The following is a 20,638-nucleotide window of genomic DNA, read 5'->3' on the forward strand; positions in this document are numbered from 1 at the left end:
GACAGACATCAGAACGCGCCAGGCAGCCGAGGGTCACACTGGTACGGGAGTTTGCCGGGGCGGACGCAGGCTGGTGGGGTGGAAGGCGGCGCCGAGCCGGCGGCGGACCGGGCGGCCGGCGAGGGCGCGGCGGATCAGCGCGACGGCCGCCCAAGCGGCCTCGACCGCGCCAGCCTGGGTACGCGCGCCGGACCACAGAGTTGAGTCCATAAGGACAGCTAGTACGGCCAGATGCTCAGCGACGGGTGGGCCGTTCAGGAGCAAGCAAGCGGCAGCCACATCGCGTACGGTCATGCCGCTGGTCACCCGCACGACATGGGAGCGGAGCAGATCGCGCGCTTCCGCCCACGCGGCGACCACGCCGTCCGACCCGGTGGCTCGGCGCCGACGCCAGGTACGGATCCGTTTGGCCACCGGCACGCCGGCCACCGCGGCCAGGAAAAGCACCAAAATCACGAGAACAAAAGGAAAAGCCAAGACAGTGAGGCCCGCGAGGTCGACCGGGCCACCGAAGGACTGAGGGGGCAGCGGCGGATCCTTGAGGTCCTTCGACGGCGGCAACTCCGACCGGGCCTGGGCGGCCGCGGCGGCGAGGCCGGTGTCGGTTTTGGTGTAAGCTGCGCCGGTGACGCTGGAGCCACTGGCCGTCCGGGTCGGATCCAGCGGCACCCAGCCGACGCCGGCCACCGCGACTTCCGGCCAGGCCAACACATCCCGGTTCCGTACGATCGTCGTACCACCGGTAAGTGCCTGCTCGCCCCGATAACCCACGGCGATCCGAGCGGGAATGCCGAGAATCCGCGCCAACACAACATAAGATGCGGCGAACTGCACGCTGGTGCCGCGTTTGGTCTGCAGCAGGAAGGTGCTCAGCTGCGGCCAGCCGGCACCGGTCGGCAGGTCGGTACCGGTGGCGACTTTGTAGTTTTCGCTGAGATAGCGCTCCAAAACCAGCGCTGCCTGGAAGGACGGCCGCATGCCATCGGTTGCTTTGATGGCCAGGGTGGAAATTTCCGGCGGGACCGCGCCCAGGCCGGCGAAACCGCCGGCCGCATGCGGGTCGATGGCCGCCCCGCCGAGCTGCACGGCATCAACTTTTGGCTCTTTCCAGGACAGGTCGTAGTGCACTGGGCCATCGCGGTGCGGCACGACCAGGACACCTGACTCCTGATCCAGCAGCGGAGCAGCACCCGCGACCGAGGTGGGCAGCGGCTGGCTGGGCACCCACGGATCGCTGGGTTCGGGCAGGAAAACACTCGCGTCCCGGCGTACGGTCGGAGCAGTGATCGTGCTGGGCAACGAGACCGTGCTGCCCATCCGGCGGAAGGTCGCGGTGAACGACCAGCCAGCGCCATCGAAGCCGTCCAACACCGCCAACCGCCAGCGGTCGACCTGAGTTTTGGATGTATAGCTGAACACCGGCAGGTCCGGTTGACGCAGATCCGCGGCCACCTCGTCGAGCGGGCTGGCCACGTCCTCGGGCAGTGCCGCGGAAGCCTGGATCTGTCGCAGCGAAACCGTCGGCGTCACCGGGTCGGCGACCATCATCGCCAGCGCGCCCAGCACCCCGAGAATCGCGGTGGGCGCCCACATCCAGACTCGCAGCGGCGTCCGGTGGCCGACGGATCGGCGGGATGCCACCAAAAGTGCGGCCGCGGCCACCGCGTAACAGAGCGCGCCGCCGGTCGCCGCCGCACCGGTCAGCGGCACGAACGCCTGGCTGAGGCCAACCACCGCGAGGCTCGGCAACAACGCGGCCGGTGCCCATCGCAGCAGTTCCAGGCCCAACAGTGCGGCCGCGACCACCGCCAACGGCACGAAAAGCAGCAGCTCCGGATCCGGCCGGGCCGGCCAGGTCGACTGCAGCGTCAACTGCCACGACTGGGTGACACCGGCGGCGATCGCTCGTACGGTCGCACCGGTCGGCAGCCCGCCGAGCGTGGTCGCCCACAGTTCACTGTAGACGGCCGCCAAAAGCCCACCGACCAGCACCAACAACGCTCGCCACTGCGCCAGTTTTGGTACCCGCAAAGCCAACTCGACGGCCAAATAGCAGGCGACCAGCACTGCGGCGATGGGCCGTATCAACGCCCACAGACCAAAGACCGGCTCGAAAAGCAGGCCGGCGACTCCGGCGGCGAGCAGCACCGGCACCGCGGAAAGACGAGTTTTCATCGGGAGATCACCGTGTTCCAGCGATGGACGGCGTCTTCGGCCGTCGCCGCGGACAGCACTCGTACGCCCGGAATCGCCACCTCGGTACGGCCGCCAACCATGATCAACACGACCGTGGCGAACCGGCCACGAATGGCCGCGAGCGCGGTCCGATCCGCCGGCGAAAGCTCGGAAAGCACCACCACGAGCCCGCCGCCACCGCCGAGCTGAGGGGGCACCAGCGGCCCGGTCTGCTCGGCGCGACCGAGCTGACACAACTCGTCCAGCACTTGACGAGCGCCGGAACGCACCCCCGACGCGGTCGCCACATCGAGCCCGCAGGTGCTCAGGAACCGGCACCGATAATCGGCTTGTACGGCCGAAACCAGCAATGACGCGGCCAGGTCGACGGCGTCCTCGAACACGCTCGCCGGCATGAAATCCTGGCGGGTGTCCAAAAGTGTGGTGAACCGCGGCTGGTTCGGGTCCACGTAGTCGCGAACCATCAGCTGCCCGGTCTTCGCGGTCGCCTTCCAATGCAGGTGCCGGACCTCATCCCCAGGCACGTATTCGCGCACTTCGCGCAGGTCCATCGAGCCACCCAACGCGTACGCCGTGGGCGGCCCTGCATAGTGATTTCGCAGGCGTCCGCTGGAAATCGCGCGCATGGGGAGCGTACGCGGATGGACCCACAGTGTCGCCGTGTCGCCGGTGGTGAGCCGGCTCCGACCAAGCCCGAGCGCGTCCTCGCGGTCCAGGGTCAGCGGACCGACGGTGTGTCGGCCGCGCACCTCGGTCGGGAGTTCATAGCTGTATTCAGCGGTGGCGCCCTGGCGCAGCGGTCGTACCACCACGTGCCGGAACCGCTCGCCGACCCAGTCGCCGGCGGTGAAACCGGTTTGCCAGCGGGTGCCAGGATTGCGCACCCGAAGGCGAGCCAGCGCCGCGCCGCCGCGGGCCACCCGGTCCGGGTAGACCTCCCGCGACACGGTGGCGCGCGGCCGGTGCGCGCCGACGATCAGCGACGCCACCTCGACACCGGCGCCGATGGCGGCCAGCACGAGCAGCACCGGATAGCCGAGCCATTGGCCAGCGACGAAGAGGGCGACCGCGGCGACCAGGACGGCGATCCCGCGGCCGGTCAGCCGGGTCATCGACGCTCCGCGCCGACCCTGGTCGGGGCCGGGGTGTGGTCAAGCACCTCGGCCACGATGACCGCCGGTTCGCGCTGGTTGAGCTCGGCCTCCGGAGTCAGGATCAGCCGGTGGCCCAGGACCGGCACGGCCACTTCCTTGATGTCGTCAGGAGTCACGTACGTGCGTCCATAAGTCGCGGCGAGCGCTTGTGCTGCGCGTACCAACGCGATGCTGCCCCGCGGGCTGGCCCCATAACGCAGGTCAGCGTGGGTACGAGTGACCGCGACCAACTGGGCCGCGTACCGGACGATCTCGTCCTCGACATGGACCGTACGCACCTGCTGCACCGCCGCGTAGAGCTCGGCCAGCGACACCACCGGTGACAGTCCGTCCGGGCCAAAACCGGCGCACTCCCCCTTGATCACCATCACCTCGGTCTCCAGGTCCGGGTAGCCGACCTCGATCCGCATCAGGAACCGGTCGAGCTGTGCCTCCGGCAGCCGGTACGTGCCTTCCATCTCGATCGGGTTCTGCGTCGCGATCACCAGGAACGGCCGCGGCACCTCATGCCGCACCGAGTCGACCGTGACGGTCCGCTCAGCCATCACCTCCAACAGCGCCGACTGAGTTTTCGGCGTACCACGGTTGATCTCATCGGCGAGAACAACGTTCGCAAAGACCCCACCCGGATGAAACTCGAAGCGTTCCAGATTCTGGTGATACACCTGCACACCAGTGATGTCACCAGGCAACAGGTCCGGCGTGAACTGGATCCGGCTGAGCGTCCCGCCAATGCTGCGCGCGAGACAGCGGCCGATCGTCGTCTTGCCCAGCCCGGGCACGTCCTCGATCAGCAGGTGACCCTCGGCGAGCAACGCGCAGACCGCCAGCCGGACAGCCCGCGGCTTGCCACGTACGACAGCCTGCACGTTGGTGGCGATCCGCTCGTACACCTGGTGGGCGACGTAATCTGCCTGACTCATCTGCGCTCCCAATACAAAGTGTTCGACTGGACCCGGCCGTCGGCGGTGTCCGCGTAGACGTAGACGGTGGTGTCCGGCACGTCGTAGCGAGTGTCGTTGTCGCAGGTGGCGGCGCCGGACGAGTCGGTCGTCGTGACGCACGGCTCGCTGAAGACGTGCCCGTTGGCGTACGGCTCAAGCTCGACGCGGGTGTTCGGGGCGAAACCAGTGAGCCGCATGTTGATCCACGAACAGTTCGGCGACTTGCAGTCCGAGCTGTGCGTGTCGCTGCCGCGACTGATGAAGATTTTCGGGTTCTTCACGGCGATCGTGACGGTCCTGGACGCGGCCGCGCCGGTCATCGTACGGCCGCCGACCGTGGTCACCGCTCGTACGGTGAAGGTGACCTGGCCGCCTCGCAGCCCGGAGTAGCTGGTGCTCGTACCAGCCACGGACCTGCTGCCGATGCCGCTCGCGGTGACCGTGTAGTGCTGCAGGGTGCCGCCGCCGAGGTTGGGCTGCGACCAGCTCAACGAGGCGTCATTGCCGGAGGCGGTCGCGGTGAAGCCTCCCGGCGCACTCGCCGCCGCGGCCGGAGTGACCGCGTTGGAGCCGGCCGCCGGGCCGAGGCCGACGCTGTTCCGGGCGGCCACGCTGAAGGTGTAGCTCTGGCCGTTGGTCAACCCGCTCACGGTCGCTCGGCGCGCGCCCCCTGCGACGGTCGTCGAACCTCCGGACCAGCTGACCAGATAGCCGCCGATGGTCGCGCGGTTGGCGGCGGCCGCGTTCCAGGTCACGGTGGCCGACCCGGAGCCAGCACTGGCGGCCACCGCACCGGGAGCACCCGGTGCGCTCGGTGGCACCGGCGGCTTCCGGGACGCTGGCGCTTCCGGCGGCGCCGGCGGTTTCGGCGGCGCGGGCGGTTCGGGGTTGGTCGTCGGTTCGGGGTGGGGCGTGGGCTGAGGCGGCTGCGCGGACGGCGACGGCGGCGCGGACGGGGATGCTGGACCGCCAGGGCTCGGGGACGTGCTCGGTACGGCGGTGGGCACCGGCTCGGTCGCCACCGGTACGTCCGCGACCTTGCCGTCCTTGCCGACCACCAGCAGGTGGCTGCCGCCACCATCCTGCACATACACCTGGCCGTCGGCGCCGCGAGTCATCTTCGGCGCGCCGGTGGTCACCGGGATCTGCTTGCTGTCGGTCCGCTGGCCTTTGATGTCGTACGTCGTGACAGTGCTTGTCGTCTTGTTCACCACCGCGATCACCGACCCGCCGGACAGCGGTCCGTCGTACTGGCCCGGCGGCAGGTCGACAGTGATGGGCCTGCTTCCCGAGGTCTTCGGATCGACCAGGTAGAGGGCATGTTTGGCGGCATCCAACAGCGCCACTTTGCCGCCCGCGTCGGCGGGCGCGACCTGAGTGGTGGCCGAGGTCGGCACGCCCACCGGCAGCCCGGCGCCGAGGCCGTCCGGGTTGATCGGGCGCAGCACCCCGGCGGTGGTGTCCAGCACCCGCGGCTTGTCGGCGATCACCGTCAACGCGCCGGAGTGGCCCGCGGGCACCCGCGCCGGGCAACTGTTCGTACTCACCGCCGCCTTGGGCAGGGTGCACACCAGGCCGGTTTCGCTGTGCAGCAACCACATCGTGCCGTCGGCGGTGACCACCGGATCGCCGATCCGATCCCCCGTCGGGATCACCACCGGTGACGTACCGAGGCGGACGATTTTCCCGGCCTGCCGGTAAACCAGGTAAGGTCCGCCCACCGATTCGATGGTCAGCGGGACCTCGTCGGAGGGTGGCACGACAGTGCTCTGGACCTTCAGGTTGGACTTGCCGAACCGGACGATCCGGGAACCGCCGACCACATATCCGTCGGTGTCGCTCTGCACCACCTGACTGCCCGCGTCGCCGGCCACCGGCACCCGCGCGTCCACGTTGGTGGTCGCGCCGTCGACGTGGAACGCCGTTTGCAAGGCGGTGTCGTAAACCCAGTGGCCGGTCGGGTGGAACTGCATGCCCGCGACCGGCGGCACCGCGCCGCTGAAAGCCGCCGCGACCAGGACCGTACCGACCGCCACCGCGGTCACGATCGACAGCGACCGCCGCCACGACCTCGGCCCCCGGCGCGATCGCCGGGCCGTGGACGCGACGAGCTTGCGATCGTCGGAACCCGCTGGTTCGGTCACGCGGGGCACCGTAGGCCGGTGCGGCCGGGACCGGTCCCCACCGACGCTGGATGTGTCGGCGTTTGCCCCTGGGGCGTTCGGCAGCAAGCTGCCGCTTTCCGCTGGCGCCGGTCAACGTACCTATCATCGGGCGAACGGCCACGGCATATCAGGGAGGTGACGGTGTTCGTACCAGTCGGGCGCAATCTCGGCGCTTTCACCTTCGGCGCCGAGGAATTCGCTCGTACGCACCAGCGGATCTTGTCAACGAAATCATCGGCGACCTGCGTATGCTTCTCGTGCATTGCTGCGCCTATCTGGACGTGACCCGTCCAGCATGAGTACGACCGAGGCATCCATGTCCCTGAACGAGCAGCTGACCAGCGTCGGCAGCGGCCCGATGGCAGCCGTCTACCGATCCGACCTCGGCGGGGTTTCCAGTGCTCTCAAGGTCTTTCCCGGCCGTTTCGACCGGCGTACGGTGGCCGAGCTGGACCGCGAGTTCGCGAAGCTGCGCGCCTTGCGAGTCCCCGCCGCCCTGATCCCGTCCCGGATCGAGCAGCTGCCGGACGGCCGACACGCGCTGCGAATGGAGTTCTGCACGCAGTCGCTGGCCGCGCTCGTCCAGCGCTGTGGCGCGTTGCAGCCGTCCGACGTGCTGGTGCTCGGGTACGCGGCGGCCACCGCACTGGCCGCCGCGCATTCGGTCGGCGTGCCACATGGTGGCGTACACCCGAAAAACGTGCTGTTCCGGCCCACTGGCGAGGCGGTCCTCGCCGATTTCGGGGTGCCGCTTCGACGGGCTTTCCCGCGCGATCCCATGCAGTCGATCGAATGGCTGTCGCCCGAGTCGTTGCGCGACGACATACTCAGTGACCGCACCGATCTTTACGGCCTCGGCGCGGTGTTGCATTTCGCGCTGACCGGCCGGCCGCCACACCCCGGCCGGCTCGGCGAACGCCTGGGCGACCGGGTTTTGCGGGTGCTGCGCGAACCAGTGCCGCCCATCGCGCTGCCTGGGGTGCCGGGCGAGCTTTCCCTGATGACTGGCGCCTTGTTGAGTGCCGACCCGGCTCGCCGGCCAGTGTCCGCGGAATTCGTCGCGTACCGGCTCTCAACTTTGTTGGCGTACCAACAACGCGGGCCGGCGGCCTATCATGCGCCGCCGCCGTTCCAACCGCCAGCGCCGCCCACCAGCCCCGCACCGCCGCTGGCCGCGCCGCCTGTTCCGACACCGCCAGTTTCGACACCGCCTGTTCCGACCCTGCCTGTTCCGACTCTGCCTGTTCCGACACCGCCTGTTCCGACACCGCCGCCGGCCGCTGCGCCGATCCCGCCACCTCCGGCCGCTTCGACGCCACCGGTTCCGGCCCCGAATCCACGGCCGCTTCCGGTCGTACAGACGCCATACCAGCCGGCGATCGACGAGGATGACTTCGACGATTTCCAGGAAACCCCGAACCCGTCGTTCGCTTCGCCAGCGCCCGAAAAACCAGTTGTCGCGCCGATAGTCGAAAGGCCAGCCGTCGCGCCGGTGGCGGAATACCCCGTCCAGCCAGTGATCGCCGAGCCGCTGGTTGAGGCTGCCACCACTGCGGCGACTGTCGTCGACATTCCCGAGGTGGTCGAGGTCGCGCCTGAGCCGGCACGCGGCGGCGAGGGCGCATTCGACGACTTCGATACACCGGACAACGCGGCCGAGTTCGACCACCAAGAGGACGACTTCACGAAGGTAGCCGCGGATTTCGCTGAACTTCCGGATGTTTTCGACCAGCCGTCGCCCGGCCCGACCAGTGATTTCCCTGCGCCGACGCGGGATTTCGCGGAGCCTCGAGAAGATTTCACCGAGCCGGGCAGCGGTTTGGCCGAGCCGCCCGACGACGATTTCGACGACTTGCTGCCGACAGCCGAGCCATCGCACTATCCGCCGGCCGTGCCCGCCGCCGCCCCCAGGGAGCCGCGCCGCCGCATCCCGTACCGGATGATCATTGGCGCGGCCGCGCTGGCGGTTGCCGTGGTGGTGCCGTTGGTGTTGGTTTTCCAGTCACATCCGCCGGAACTGACGACCACTCCCCGGCCGGTACGGTCAGTGGCCACCAGCGTGCCGTCCGGCCAGCCGCCGAAATCCGTGACGCTCACGCTCTCCAATCCGACCGATCTGGGCAACGAGGTCGTGCTGAACTGGACCGGCAGCGTGCCCAACCTGGATTTCGCGGTCGTGGTGGCGCAGGAAAACGGACCGACCAAGGTGGTCATCGCGAATCGCCTGCGGTCGCTCACCGTTGCGGTCGATCCAGCCCGCAAATACTGCTTCCAGATTCAGGCCGTGGACAGCAGCAGCAGTGACTCCCAGGTGTACGAAAGCCAGCCCAAACCCATCCGCGGCGCCACCTGCCAACAATAGAAATCAGCTAACGCTGGCGAATCGGGGATGACGTGGTACGCACCAAATCCAACTCGAAGATAGCACCACCCTCATCCGCGTTGTAGACGTTCAAAACCCCGCCGTGCGCCTGCGCGACCCAACGGACAATGGACAGCCCGAGCCCGGTCGAACCACCACCGGTGTGGAAGCGATCGAGGACGAATTCGGCAACGTCTTCGGCCACTCCGGGGCCGTGGTCGGCGACGGTGATCCGGCCGTTCGTGACGGTGATGTGGACGATCGCGGCCTGATCCGGTTGCTTGCCGTAATGCAATGCATTTTCCAGGAGATTGCGGACAGCTCGGCGCACCAGCGCCGGATCGACAGTCACCCGGGAGGGCGCCGCGGCAATTGTGACATTCGCGCCGACTTCGGTCGACTCCTCGACCACACCGGCGACCAGTTGGTCGAGCCAGACCGGCTCGAGGGCGAGCTCGTCCAGGCCGGCCGCCAGCCTCGCTCGTACCAGCAGGCCGTCGATGGTTTCTCCCATGCCAGCGGCCAAAGCGACCGTACGCGGCAACAACTCGGCCCGCACGCCCGGATTACGCTGTGCGGTCTCGGCGAGCGCCCGCAGTTTCGCGACCGGCGTTCGCAGGTCGTGCGCGGTCTCGGCGAGCAGGATTTCCTGCTGTTCCAACGCGATCGCGGCCGGCCGGATCGCCCGGCCAGCGAGCAGGTAGCCGGTGGTGGCCAACGCGGCGATCCCCAGCAGACAACCACCGACCACGACCAACACCAGCAGGTCGTAGGTGGCCTGGTCCGGTCCGGCGTCGGCGACCGCCACCACCGCACCGATGTACTGCCCGGTCGGGTTGCGGACCGGATCGGCCAACACCCACACCCGGCGCCCGTCCGTACCGTATTGCAGGCCGGAAAGAATGTGGCCGGACTGCGCCGCGTCGTGCGCGAGGCCGCCGAGCATCGCGCTGTCCATCGGCACGCATGTACGCGAAGAGAAGTAGCCGGGAAAAGTGCCCGAAGCGCCGGGCAGCACAGCGAACTGCGGGCATTGGTTGTCGATTTGGTCCTCCCGAATAAACGCGGTGACCAGCGTGTTGTTGTCGTACTGAAGTAATCGGGAAACCGTCGACGTGACACCCTGGAGATCGGATTCCAGGAGTTTCTGTTGCTGGTCGGCATAGGTGTGCAGGAACGCGACCGCGAGCACGACCAGGCCCACCATATTGAGGCTGGTGAACAGGATGGTCAGCACCCAGCGGAGCCGGCGCAGCTTGTCCGCGGCGGTTCGGCTCACGACTGGCCCGCCGAACCGAACCGATAGCCGGTGCCTCGTACGGTATGGATCACATTCGGGTCGTGCAGCTTGTCGCGAAGCCTTTTGACCGTCACATCCACCACATTCGCCTTCGGGTCGGACAGCTCGTCCCAGCAGTGCTCGATCAGGTCGGCCCGGGAAATCGCCTGCTCCGGGCGCAACATCAGATATTCCAGCACCGCGAACTCCTTCGCGGACAATGTCAACAAAACGCCGGCACGACGGGTTTCCCTGCGAGCGGTATCCATTTCGATATCACCGAACCGCAAGACCGTCGAGCGCCCGGAACCGGCCCGCCGGGCCAGATTACGCACCCGTGCGGTGAGCTCCTGCACCCGGAACGGCTTGACCAGGTAGTCGTCAGCACCGCTGGCGAATCCGGCGACCACGTCCGTTCTGCGGTCCCGGGCGGTCAAAAACAGCACCGGCACCGCGCCACCGGCGACCCGGTATCGGTGCACATATTCGATCGAGTCGCCGTCGGGCAACATTCGATCGAACACCGCGCAGACAAAAGGCTTCGCCGAGAGGGCGGCGGCCGCCGTCGCGATGTCCGGCGCCGGCGTCACGTCGAACCCGGCCGCGCGCAGCTCGGCGGCCACCGCGACGCGCATGTCCTCATCGTCCTCTACCACCAACACCCGCAAAGTGCGCCCCATTGTCATCAAATCCTCAGGTCGGCCGGGCAATCATAAGCGCGCAAGGTCAAGGAAACGAAACGGCACGAGAACAGGAACGGGGGTCCCGCACAGTGGATGAGCAGGAGTTTCGCGGCCCGCCCCGGCCCGCCCCGGGACGTGCGGGGCGGCCTTTCCCACCGCAGCTGAACGCCCCGCCCGCGCCCATGCTGGTGGTGGCGGCGGCCGCGGATCCGCGAGCGGTGACCACCCCGCGGCCGATGGTCCGAGCCGCCGCGGCGCCAGCGGTGATTGGCACCGCGGTGCGGACCGCCGGCCGTACGACATCACTCGGCACGCTGCCCGGAACCGTGCCGATGCCCGCGACGGCGACCCGTACGACACCCGTGCCACGGCCACCCATCGCCCGCCCGGCGGCTCCTGCGCCGGCTGGTCCGGTCCGAGTTCGCATTCCGATTCGGCAGCGAGCCACCGGAATTGTCGAGCAGCTCAGCGTGACCCAGGCGGTGTGTTGGCAAATCGCCGTGCTTTCGGTCATTTTCACCCTGCACCGGCCGTGGCCGGTGATCGCGACAGCGGCGACCGCGGCAGTTTTGTTGTTGATTGTCACCACTGTCCGCCTGCACGGACACTGGTTGTACGAACATGCCGTGCTCAGATACCAGTTCTTGTCCCGAAACCGGCGCTTCGACCTGCCCAACACCGGCGCTCGGGCATTGGCGTTGGTCGAGCGGCTGCTGCCCGGAACGTCGATCCGCAGCATGGACGCCGGCACCGAAACCGTGATGGTCATGAGCCAACGACACGGCCTGACCGCGATGATCAAGCCAGCGCAGGTATCCCGCGAACTGGTCACCACTTTTCCCTCCCCCACCGCACTTTTGCCGCACCCGGACAGCTCCACCGGGGTGTCCACCGAATTCGGCGTCCAGACTGTTTACCACTCGGGCACCCGGCCGGGAGAACCGCCACGGATGTGGCTCGCGGTGCACGCTGACCGTACGGCCGACACCCCCATCGACGATGATTTGGCGCTGGCATTGCGAAATGCGCTCCGGCGCATCCGTAAGGCATTGCGCCGGGCCGGTGTCGACACCGAACCGCTCGCCGACGAGGCGGCGCTGGCAACCATCGCGGCGCTGGCGCACGTTACCGGCGGTCGCCATGAAGTAAGGGAAAACTGGCGGTTTCTCGCCACCGGAGTCGTGTCGCAAGCCTGTTTTCGGCTCGATGGCTGGCATAAGATCGACGACACCGCAGCACGAAGCCTGACCAACGCCATGGTGAACCGGCATCGCGGCACGGCCGCAGTGGCGATCACCCTGACCTGCTATGCCCGTTCCCAGCTCGGCGAGGTGAGCTCCGGCGCGCTGGTACGGCTGGCGGCCACCACCGAGGGCGGGGTCAACGCCACTTCCACCGCACTCGCCGGCATGCTCCACCCAGCCGGCGTCGGACTCACCCGACTGGACGGCGAACACGCCGCCGGCCTCACTTTGTCGCTCCCGATCGGAGGTTTCGGATCATGACCGCAGCCCTCACCCTGGAAACGCTTGTCAGGTCCTCGGTCACCAGCCCGGTCGCCGGAATCAACACGTTGCTGGCGAACGCCAAAACGCAGGTGCTGATCATGCGTACCAGCGTTGTCCCCACCAGCTGTCCGATCGGCTGGATCCAGCAGGTCGACCACGACAACCTGCGCCGGGGACTGCAATATCGTCTGCTGGTCCCGGATGCGGCGCGTACGGCTCCGCGGATCGCCGGCCAGCTCTTTTCCTTCGGCCTCGCCGGCGCGGACATCAGGACCGTGCCAGCGGTGCCGATGGACGCTCTCGTGATCGACGGCGAAGTCGCGGTCCTGCCGGCCGGCCCGGCCGGGATGATACCGGCGCTTGCGACGCTCCGGCTGCCGAGCATCATCACCACGACCACCGAGCTTTTCAAGCGGGTGTGGGCGGACGCCATGCCGCTGGCCCCCTTTGACCTGCCCCATTCGAACCAGTTGAGCGAAAAACACCTCCGGCTGTTGTCCCTGCTGTATTCCGGAAGTACCGATGAAGCGGCTGCCGCGCAGCTGAAAATGTCGGTACGAACCGTCCGCCGGATGATGTCGGAAATGACCAACCTGCTGGGCGCCCGCAGCCGGTTCCAGGCCGGCGCCAAGGCCGCGCAGCGCGGCTGGATCCGGGACGAGGTCGCCCGGTGACTGTCGCCGCCCAAGACGCTCCCCGCAATCTTTTGGTCGCACCCAACGAACGTGGCACGTACCAAACCATCGGCGAAGCGATGTACGCCGCCCCGGACGGTGGCGTGCTCACCATCGCCGACGGCACCTACGCGGAGACTTTTGAGCTGCTGGACCGAGAACTCACGCTTCGGGCCGCCGTCGGCGCGACCGTGGTGCTGGACGGCTCGGAATGCGACTGGCCGGTGATCAGCGCGCAGGGCGGATCGCTGACTTTGCAGGGCATCGAGTTTCGCGGCCGGGTCGGTGGCGTGCAGGCCGACAGCGGCAACCTCGCGATGGACCGATGCACGGTCAGCGCGCCGTTGGGTCCGGCGATCTTCGTTCGCAACTGCGCCAACGCCCACATCCGGGAATGTACGATCACCGGCGCCAGCCAAGGCATCGTGGTGGACGGTTCGTCCGGCCGCATCGGTGACACCACTGTTGAGAACGTGGCCGGTGACGGCATCGTGATCGGTTTCGGCGCGGATCCCCAGGTCGCCAAGTGCACGATCAGCGGCTGCGGGGAACGCGGCATCTATATTTACCAGCACGCCCGGCCGACTATTGAGAGTTGCGACGTGTCGCGGACCGGTCACGCCGGCATTTCGGTGGCACAGCAAAGCAAACCGAAAATCATGACGACGGCCGTTCACGACGTACGAGGCGTCGGAATCGACTTCGGCGCGGACTGCGCCGGCTCGGTGACCAAGTGCCGGATGGAAAACACCGCCGCGCCGGCCATTCGGATCGCCGACGGCGCGTGCCCGGAAGTGACAGCGGAAACAACGCCGTCGGCAACGGTGTTTGGCGACGACCTCGAGCAGCTGCTGTCCGATCTGGACAACATGGTGGGATTGCCCAACGTCAAAGCCGAAGTGCGGGCCGTGGTGGACGAGATCCAGGTGAACGAATGGCGGCGCGGCGCCGGCCTCGCGGTCGGCTCGGTCAGCCATCACCTGATTTTCGCTGGCGCGCCCGGCACCGGAAAGACGACCGTCGCCCGTACGTACGGGAAACTGTTGAAAAAGCTCGGTGTGCTCACCAGCGGCCAGTTCCGCGAGGTCTCCCGCCGCGATCTGGTCGGTCAATATGTCGGCCACACCGCGGAGAAGACGGCAGTGGTTTTCGAGGAGACCAAGGGCGGGGTGCTGTTCATTGACGAGGCGTACACGTTGTCCCGGCAGATCGGCAGCGGCAACGACTACGGCCAGGAGGCCATCGACACGCTGGTGAAGCTCATGGAGGACCATCGCGAGGAAGTTGCCGTGATCGTGGCCGGCTACACCGGCGAAATGATCGACTTCCTGGCCGCCAACCCGGGCCTCGCGTCCCGGTTTTCCAAGACCATCGAATTCGACAACTACACTCCGCAGGACCTGGTGCTGATCATCGGCCGAATGGTCGCGGACGGCGACTACCAGCTCGACGAGGCGACCGAACGAATGCTGGTCGACTATTTCGGTTCTATCGCCGAAAGTCCCAGCTACGGCAACGCGCGGGAGGCGCGGCGACTGTTCGAGGCGGCCCGCAAGGCGCAGTCGCAGCGACTTCGGCTGCTCGGCCGGATGCCGGACTCCACCGAACTTCGCACCCTGCTAGCGCAGGACATCTCGGCCGCCGCCACCTATCTTCGTTCTGCTTATCGGGGCAGCCAACCGCCAGTCGCCTAAACGACCGTACGGCCGGCGATCCAGTCGCCGACTGGGGGGCGGGTCAGCAGCACGATCACGACGACGGCGATCAGGATGGCGGCCACCGGCTGGACGTGACCGGACAGCATGTTGAGCCCGCCCTCCATGATTCCTATCGCTTCCACCACAAACGCGAGCGGCCGCGCCCAGGACCGTTTGGAGACCAGGAAAGTCGCCGAGATCAGCAGCGCGACCGCCACCAAGGGATCCACCACCGTGCCCACATACTGCAGGCCCGGCACGTCCTGACCGTGCCTCACCAACTGGACGACCTGAATCAGTTGCACGGTAGCGACAAACAGCGAAGCGACGGCCTGCACATACATCAGAACGTTGGCGATCCAAAGGATTCCCGGTGCGCCCCGGGTGCTGGACACAGTCTTTGCCGGCATCATGGCCCGATGCTAGCCACCCGTTTCGGGACCGGTCCCCACCAGCGAGTGACATGGCCTATCCATAGTCGGATGGCTGAGGCACCTCTGTCCTTTGGCTGAGGCGGTGGCCGGCGGGCCGGGCAACGCTGGTGGCATGACGACGACAGTTGAGGCGGCGACCTCGGTCCGCCGCCGGTGGGCCTTGGCGTACCAACGAAACGGCTGGTGGTTGCTGCTCCTGTGGGCGGTCGCGTACGGGCTGCTGCGAGCTTCCCAGGCGATCCATGGCGAGCCGTACGTGGCCCCGCTGGGCACGGATCTGGTGGTCGGCGGCTGGCTACCGACCGTTTTGTGTGCCGTGGCCGCGATTCTCGCGCCGATGCTGCGTACGCCCCGCGGCCCGAAGCCACTCCGGGTCGCCGCGGTCGCGGTCGCTTGGACAGTTACCACGGCATTAGCCGCCGAAGCGGCACTTTTCCTGCTGGATCTGGTCAGCGTGGTGCTGCCCGGCATCGGGCTGACCGTCGAGCCGGCGGCGCTGGCCACCCGGCTGGCGTGCGAAGCGGGCGCGGTCCTGCTTGCCGGCACCACCCTCGTTTACCAGCGCCAGCAACGTAGTGCGTGCCTGACCTGCGGTCGTACCGACCGACCGCGGCCACCGTGGATGCTGAAGGTGGCGACTTTCGCCGGCTACGCCGCGATTGCTGGCTGCCTGCTCCGGCTGGTCGCCCAATACGCGGTCGGGACGAACGGCATTCCGCTGGCGGTCGTTGGCATGACACCGCAGGCGCTCGGATTCGAAGCCGGATTCCTGCTCGCCGGCGTGGTGTTGCCGCTCGCGCTCGTACGCCCCTGGGGACGGCGCTTTCCGCGCTGGGTTACGGGATTGGCCGGCCGCCGGGTGCCGCGCTGGCTGCTGCTGGGACCGGCCTTCGTGATTTCGCTGGGCATGACCGCCTATTTCGGCGTGACCTTTGCCGAACTGGCTTTCCAGAGCGCGGCCGGCACCTTCGATGCTGGTCCGTTCGGGCTCGCCTTTTTCTGGGTTGCGGTGCCGGCCTACCTGCTGTGGGGCATCGGGCTCGGGCTCGCCGCACTCGGATTTTGGTCCCGCACCAGGCCAATCTGCCGCCAATGTGACCGCTTCTAGTGTCCAGCGCCCCCCGGTGCATGTGACTCGACATTGACAGCGACCATTCCAGAGCGGACAGACAGACAGCAAATTTCCCCTGGTCGCGCTTCTCCAGATTCACAACAGCCATAGGAGCAACCCACAACTTGGCGATACTTGTCGGCGGAGCATTGGCGGGGATTTTCGATGCCGTCGATGGGACGCGATCAGCGCCACGCTTCTGAGCTTTTATTTCAGAGGCCCAACGTTCTCGCCCGTCGGCGTTGAACGCGCGCGCTCTATGTTTCGTTGGGATTATTGTGAAAGTATCCATTTCCTGATTGCCCGTACGCGGCCATATTGTCGGCGCCGGCGGTAGAATTAATGTCATGGCCGCCGGCGACGAAGTCACCTCTCCAGAGCTCTGGAGGTGTGACCCGGACGAGCTCGGCGAGCTGCTACAGGAGAAAGAAAAAGCGGTCTGGCTACTGCAGGTCGAAGTGCTGGACATTGTCGCCGCGATCCACCGAGGAAACGTCGGCAAGACGCTCGGACACCGCAACACCCTGGGCATGCTGCAAGACCTCCTTCGACTGTCCCCCACAGAGGCGTTCCGCCGTTACAAACGGGCCCTGAACCTGTGCCCCAGCCAAGCCCTCACCGGGGAAACCCTCGCACCCACACTCAGCATCGCCAGTGAGGCGATGCGCCGCGGGGAACTCGCCGACTCCCAGATCGACACGATCGTTGGGGTCGTGACCAGGCTCCCGGCCAGGGTGACCATCAAGGACCGTGAGGAAGCCGAGGCTTCCCTGGTGGAACATGCGAAACGGTACACCGCACCAGGCCTAGCCAAAGTAGGGCGACGCATCCATGATCACCTGGACCCCGACGGACCCGCGCCCTCCGAACATGAAAACGAGACACCACGCCGCGAACTATCCCTCCACACCGGCACAGACGGACGCCTGAACTTCAGTGGCTCCTTCGACAGTGAAACCGGGACCCTCTTCAGCGAGATCCTGAGCCCACTGGCTAAACCACGACCCGCTGAGAACGGGACCCCTGATCAGCGGTCAGTGTCCGAGCGCAACGGGGACGCGCTCGCGGAGGCCCTGAATCTGATCGCGGACTCCGGGAAACTCCCGATCCAGGGTGCGGAGCGGCCGCATCTGACTATTACGATGACGTGGGACATGCTGCGGGACCGGCTCGGTGTCGCTTATCCGCACAGTGGCGCACCGATTTCCCCCGAAGGCGTCCGCCGGCTGGCGTGTGACGCGGACATTATCCCGATGGTGCTGGGCAGCGACAGCGTGCCGCTGGATGTCGGGCGCAACGAACGACTCATCACACCAGCCCTACGCAAAGCCTTGATAGCGCGAGACAAAGGCTGCGCCAGATGCGGGCGACCACCCCGCTGGACGAGGGGGCACCACGTGCAGCACTGGGCCGATGGTGGGCATACTTGCCTTGAGAATTGCGTGCTCCTGTGCGATCGCTGCCATCGTTTAGTGCACCACGGTGGTTGGGATGTACGCATTGTTGACGGAATTGTTGAATTCCTGCCGCCCGCGTACGTTGACCGCGAACGAAGACCCATCCGCGGCATCAACCAGCTCGCCGCATAGAAAAGCCACCCGGCCGCCGGGAACCCCATACCCGGCGGCGCACAACCCTGCAGACGAACCATCACCCGATCGTTCTCAGCAGACCTGAACCCGAGAGCCACCGACAAACAGCGCCAGATTTAACAGCAACACGCTTCTAGTCTTTTTCCAGAGTGGCGATCATTTTGCGGAACGCGACCAGCATCGCCTTTCGTTCGGCGTCGGTGAGGCCGCTGGTGGCACGGCGTTCCAGCTCATCACGGCCGGCCTCGATGTCGCCGCGCACCGAACGAGCCCGGTCGGTCAGATAGAGCCGGACCAGCCGGCCGTCCGTTCGGTCCCGCTTCTTTGTCACCAGGCCGCCGGTGACCATCCTGTTCGCGGTGTTCACCACCGTGGGGGTGCTCAGGTGCACCCGCTCGGCGATCTCGCCGGGCGTGAGCCCGTCGGTCGCCCAGAGCGCCTCCAGCACCAGATTTTGGCCCACTCGTACGCCATGCTGGCTCATCGACTCGTCGGCCGCGGCACGCATCAGCTTGGCCGCTCTAGTGAACAGCGTGAGGAACTCGTTCATCTCCCCATGATAGTTCGTTTGCTAGCTAACGATCTCGCTGCTAATGTCGTTAGCTAGCTAGTAACTGACCTTTCATGGAGGAGAAAGCATGATTTTGGTGACCGGCGGGCTCGGTTTCATCGGCTCGCACACCGCTCGCACGCTGGCGGACCTCGGCGAGTCCTGTGTCCTCACCCAACACCGCAACGCGACCGTGCCCGACTTGTTGACCAAAGAGCTCGGCAGCCAGATTTTCGTCGAGCCACTCGATATCGCCGACCGGGCGGCCTGGTCCCGACTCGGCGAGAAACACTCGATCACCGGCATCGTGCACCTCGCCGCGCATTCCATCCTCGACCCGGATCCACTGGCCCACCTGGACGGCAACCTTCGCGGCCTCAGTAACCTCCTGCACGCTGCTGCGGCCTGGAAAGTCTCCCGGGTGACCGTGGCGAGCACCATCGGCGTGTACGACCTCGCATCATCGCGACCGCTACGCGAAGACGAACCGCTGGCAATGGACGCCGGCAACGTCATTGAAGCGTACAAGAAGACCGCCGAAATCCTCGGCCCCTTTGTCGGCGGCCAACTCGGCATCGAGGTGGTCAACGTCCGCATCGGCGCGATCTGGGGACCGCTCGGCCGGGTCCGATCCGGCTTTTTCGCCGTGCCACAGCTGATACACGCGGCCGCCCACGGCACCGCGCTGGAAAGCCCTCCCAGCGCCGGAAAAACCGAGGACGGCATCGACATGTGTTACGTACGGGACTGCGGCAGGGGCATCGCCGCGGTGCAGACCGCGACGACTCTCCACCACCACACGTACAACGTCGGCTCGGGTCGACTGACCACCAACGGCGACATTCGCGACGCGGTGCTCCGGCTGGTGCCCGATGCCACCCTGGATCTGCCGGCCGGTCGCACCTGGAACGGCCGTGCCATGAATATCAGCCGGATCCAGGAGGACACCGGGTTTCAGCCCGAATATGACACCGACCGTGCCGTCGCCGACTATCTTTCTTGGCTGCGGGCCGGGAATCCGCGCTAGTGACGCGTTGATTCACCGCCGCCGCAGAAGACCAGTTTGATGAGATTCTGCTGGGCCTGCTGCAGCGCGGCCCCAGGTGGGGTCACCGAGTCCACATAGGTCAGCGAGGCCTCCATCGTCGTGCTGCCGTCGAGCGTGCTGTACATCGCTGTCGCGGAACCCTGGACGCCGCCGGGGTGGTTGATCAGGACGGTGCCGCTGCAGTTCGCGTCCGCACGCAACTCGAACAGCCCGAGGCCGTAGTCGCTGGTCGGATCGGTGGTCGCATGCGGCTTGAGCATTTCCGCCAACAGCGCGGGCGCGAGAAGCTTTCCACCCAGGAGCGCGGAAATGAAGGTATTGATGTCCTTTGTGGTGGAGATTATCTCACCGGCACTGGAAATCCAGGAGGGATTCTGCCGCGTGACGTCGACCGTCTTCCACTGGTCGCCGTCCTGATAGCGGTAATAGCTGTCGGCGTGCGGCCCGGGGATCTCCGGCGAGGTGCCCGGCACCACGGTGTCCCGCAGCCCGAGCGGCCGCAGAATTCGTCGCTGGACCTGGTCAGCGTACGAGCGACCGGTGACCTTTTCGATCAGCAACCGGGCCACCACGTAGTTGGTGTTGGAATAGCTCCAGTTCGTGCCCGGCGCGAACCGCAACGGCTGCGACAGGGCGAGCCGCACCAGCTGCTGGGGCTGGTAAGTGTGGAATCGGTTGTCCACCCATTCCTTGCCTGACCATGGAATTCCCGGCACCACCGTGCCATCGGCGTTATATTCGCCGGTGAAGTTGAACAGCCCGCTGGTGTGCTGCAACACCATTCGCACGGTGATCCGCCGGTCAAAGCCGAAGTCGGGCAGGTAGGTGGCCACTGGGGTGTCCAGCCCGATTTTGCCCTCACCGACCAGTTGCAGCACCACCGTCGCCGTGAATGGCTTGGTGGTGCTGCCTATCCGGAACCTTCCATCCGTCGGCGGCTTCGCGGACTCGCCGAGGGTGCGTACGCCGGCACTGCCGACCCAGTCGCCTTTCTTGTCGTGTACGCGCAACTGCACGCCAGCGATCCCCGAATCGGCTACCGCCTGGATCGCCTGCTGCAGCTCCGGGCGGTCCTGCCCGGTGAGAGTTCGCGCGGTGGCCATCCCTGGCGTGGCTACGCTGGCCAGCAGCGTGACAGCCAGCACTACGCCGTACGCCCGCCGGAAAACCCGGCCTCTGCTGTTTTGCGGCCTTGAAGCCGCCATTGGTGAAGTAGTCATGGCGGCCACGTTCGCCTACTC

The 20,638-nt window shown here is 66.8% G+C and carries 16 protein-coding genes; 7 read left to right on the forward strand and 9 right to left on the reverse strand.

What is annotated here, in order from left to right:
* Positions 1 to 33: 33 nt before the first annotated feature.
* Genes ABD301_RS31440 through ABD301_RS31455 form a run of 4 tightly spaced genes read right to left on the reverse strand, consistent with a single transcriptional unit; the run spans position 34 to position 6,438 of the window.
* Positions 34 to 2,175, reverse strand: a complete 2,142-nt coding sequence (locus ABD301_RS31440; RefSeq protein ID WP_344313893.1) for a transglutaminaseTgpA domain-containing protein — start codon at positions 2,173 to 2,175, stop codon at positions 34 to 36.
* A complete protein-coding gene (locus tag ABD301_RS31445; protein WP_344313894.1) occupies positions 2,172 to 3,308 on the reverse strand; it encodes a DUF58 domain-containing protein in 1,137 nt (378 codons plus the stop codon). Before ABD301_RS31445 ends, ABD301_RS31440 begins: the two co-directional genes overlap by 4 nt.
* On the reverse strand, positions 3,305 to 4,273 hold the full coding sequence (locus ABD301_RS31450) for an AAA family ATPase (protein WP_344313895.1): 969 nt from the start codon (positions 4,271 to 4,273) through the stop codon (positions 3,305 to 3,307). Before ABD301_RS31450 ends, ABD301_RS31445 begins: the two co-directional genes overlap by 4 nt.
* Complete coding sequence (locus ABD301_RS31455; protein ID WP_344313896.1) at positions 4,270 to 6,438, reverse strand: fibronectin type III domain-containing protein; 2,169 nt, start codon at positions 6,436 to 6,438, stop codon at positions 4,270 to 4,272. Before ABD301_RS31455 ends, ABD301_RS31450 begins: the two co-directional genes overlap by 4 nt.
* 316 nt (positions 6,439 to 6,754) lie before the next feature.
* Between ABD301_RS31455 and ABD301_RS31460 the strand changes: the two genes are divergently transcribed.
* Positions 6,755 to 8,821: a serine/threonine protein kinase gene (locus tag ABD301_RS31460; protein WP_344313897.1), complete on the forward strand. Its 2,067-nt coding sequence runs from the start codon at positions 6,755 to 6,757 to the stop codon at positions 8,819 to 8,821.
* A gap of 7 nt (positions 8,822 to 8,828) precedes the next feature.
* Here ABD301_RS31460 and ABD301_RS31465 read toward each other — a convergent pair whose 3' ends face one another.
* The gene (locus ABD301_RS31465; RefSeq protein ID WP_344313898.1) at positions 8,829 to 10,100 is read right to left on the reverse strand and encodes a sensor histidine kinase; all 1,272 of its coding nucleotides are present in this window, start codon (positions 10,098 to 10,100) and stop codon (positions 8,829 to 8,831) included.
* The gene (locus tag ABD301_RS31470; RefSeq protein WP_344313899.1) at positions 10,097 to 10,786 is read right to left on the reverse strand and encodes a response regulator transcription factor; all 690 of its coding nucleotides are present in this window, start codon (positions 10,784 to 10,786) and stop codon (positions 10,097 to 10,099) included. Before ABD301_RS31470 ends, ABD301_RS31465 begins: the two co-directional genes overlap by 4 nt.
* An 86-nt stretch (positions 10,787 to 10,872) precedes the next feature.
* Here ABD301_RS31470 and ABD301_RS31475 point away from each other — a divergent pair, with 86 nt between their 5' ends.
* Genes ABD301_RS31475 through ABD301_RS31485 form a run of 3 tightly spaced genes read left to right on the forward strand, consistent with a single transcriptional unit; the run spans position 10,873 to position 14,659 of the window.
* Positions 10,873 to 12,288 carry a hypothetical protein gene (locus tag ABD301_RS31475; RefSeq protein ID WP_344313900.1) on the forward strand — a complete coding sequence of 472 codons (1,416 nt, stop codon included), beginning with the start codon at positions 10,873 to 10,875 and terminating at the stop codon, positions 12,286 to 12,288.
* On the forward strand, positions 12,285 to 12,965 hold the full coding sequence (locus ABD301_RS31480) for a helix-turn-helix transcriptional regulator (protein WP_344313901.1): 681 nt from the start codon (positions 12,285 to 12,287) through the stop codon (positions 12,963 to 12,965). The genes ABD301_RS31475 and ABD301_RS31480 overlap by 4 nt, the downstream gene beginning before the upstream one ends.
* Positions 12,962 to 14,659: a right-handed parallel beta-helix repeat-containing protein gene (locus ABD301_RS31485; protein ID WP_344313902.1), complete on the forward strand. Its 1,698-nt coding sequence runs from the start codon at positions 12,962 to 12,964 to the stop codon at positions 14,657 to 14,659. The genes ABD301_RS31480 and ABD301_RS31485 overlap by 4 nt, the downstream gene beginning before the upstream one ends.
* On the opposite strand, the gene ABD301_RS31490 is transcribed toward ABD301_RS31485, so the two are convergent.
* Positions 14,656 to 15,075 (reverse strand): hypothetical protein, encoded by a 420-nt coding sequence (locus ABD301_RS31490; RefSeq protein WP_344313903.1) that lies wholly within the window; start codon positions 15,073 to 15,075, stop codon positions 14,656 to 14,658. The two genes, ABD301_RS31485 and ABD301_RS31490, sit on opposite strands and share 4 nt — an antisense overlap.
* Before the next feature lie 133 nt (positions 15,076 to 15,208).
* On the opposite strand from ABD301_RS31490, the gene ABD301_RS31495 reads away from it, so the two are divergent.
* Positions 15,209 to 16,204, forward strand: a complete 996-nt coding sequence (locus tag ABD301_RS31495; RefSeq protein ID WP_344313904.1) for a hypothetical protein — start codon at positions 15,209 to 15,211, stop codon at positions 16,202 to 16,204.
* Positions 16,205 to 16,554: 350 nt separating this feature from the next.
* Positions 16,555 to 17,796 (forward strand): HNH endonuclease, encoded by a 1,242-nt coding sequence (locus tag ABD301_RS31500; protein ID WP_344313905.1) that lies wholly within the window; start codon positions 16,555 to 16,557, stop codon positions 17,794 to 17,796.
* A 136-nt stretch (positions 17,797 to 17,932) separates the two neighbouring features.
* Here the strand turns inward: ABD301_RS31500 and ABD301_RS31505 are convergent, their stop codons facing one another.
* Entirely contained in the window at positions 17,933 to 18,349 is a 417-nt protein-coding gene (locus ABD301_RS31505; protein WP_163566934.1) for a MarR family winged helix-turn-helix transcriptional regulator, read from the reverse strand.
* Between the two features lie 88 nt (positions 18,350 to 18,437).
* Between ABD301_RS31505 and ABD301_RS31510 the strand changes: the two genes are divergently transcribed.
* Entirely contained in the window at positions 18,438 to 19,376 is a 939-nt protein-coding gene (locus tag ABD301_RS31510; protein ID WP_344313906.1) for an NAD-dependent epimerase/dehydratase family protein, read from the forward strand.
* Here ABD301_RS31510 and ABD301_RS31515 read toward each other — a convergent pair.
* Positions 19,373 to 20,617, reverse strand: coding sequence for a serine hydrolase domain-containing protein (locus ABD301_RS31515; RefSeq protein ID WP_344313907.1), 1,245 nt, complete (start codon positions 20,615 to 20,617; stop codon positions 19,373 to 19,375). The genes ABD301_RS31510 and ABD301_RS31515 overlap by 4 nt on opposite strands.
* Positions 20,618 to 20,638: the final 21 nt, after the last annotated feature.

Origin of the sequence: Fodinicola feengrottensis, assembly GCF_039530045.1 — a bacterium.
GTDB lineage: Bacteria > Actinomycetota > Actinomycetes > Mycobacteriales > HKI-0501 > Fodinicola > Fodinicola feengrottensis.

Coding starts and splice junctions, on each gene's coding strand:
- ABD301_RS31440 (WP_344313893.1), bottom strand. CDS start 2,175: ATGAAAACTCGTCTTTCCGCGGTGCCGGTGCTGCTCGCCGCCGGAGTC.
- ABD301_RS31445 (WP_344313894.1), bottom strand. CDS start 3,308: ATGACCCGGCTGACCGGCCGCGGGATCGCCGTCCTGGTCGCCGCGGTC.
- ABD301_RS31450 (WP_344313895.1), bottom strand. CDS start 4,273: ATGAGTCAGGCAGATTACGTCGCCCACCAGGTGTACGAGCGGATCGCC.
- ABD301_RS31460 (WP_344313897.1), top strand. CDS start 6,755: ATGAGTACGACCGAGGCATCCATGTCCCTGAACGAGCAGCTGACCAGC.
- ABD301_RS31470 (WP_344313899.1), bottom strand. CDS start 10,786: ATGACAATGGGGCGCACTTTGCGGGTGTTGGTGGTAGAGGACGATGAG.
- ABD301_RS31480 (WP_344313901.1), top strand. CDS start 12,285: ATGACCGCAGCCCTCACCCTGGAAACGCTTGTCAGGTCCTCGGTCACC.
- ABD301_RS31490 (WP_344313903.1), bottom strand. CDS start 15,075: ATGATGCCGGCAAAGACTGTGTCCAGCACCCGGGGCGCACCGGGAATC.
- ABD301_RS31495 (WP_344313904.1), top strand. CDS start 15,209: ATGACGACGACAGTTGAGGCGGCGACCTCGGTCCGCCGCCGGTGGGCC.
- ABD301_RS31500 (WP_344313905.1), top strand. CDS start 16,555: ATGGCCGCCGGCGACGAAGTCACCTCTCCAGAGCTCTGGAGGTGTGAC.
- ABD301_RS31505 (WP_163566934.1), bottom strand. CDS start 18,349: ATGAACGAGTTCCTCACGCTGTTCACTAGAGCGGCCAAGCTGATGCGT.
- ABD301_RS31510 (WP_344313906.1), top strand. CDS start 18,438: ATGATTTTGGTGACCGGCGGGCTCGGTTTCATCGGCTCGCACACCGCT.
- ABD301_RS31515 (WP_344313907.1), bottom strand. CDS start 20,617: ATGACTACTTCACCAATGGCGGCTTCAAGGCCGCAAAACAGCAGAGGC.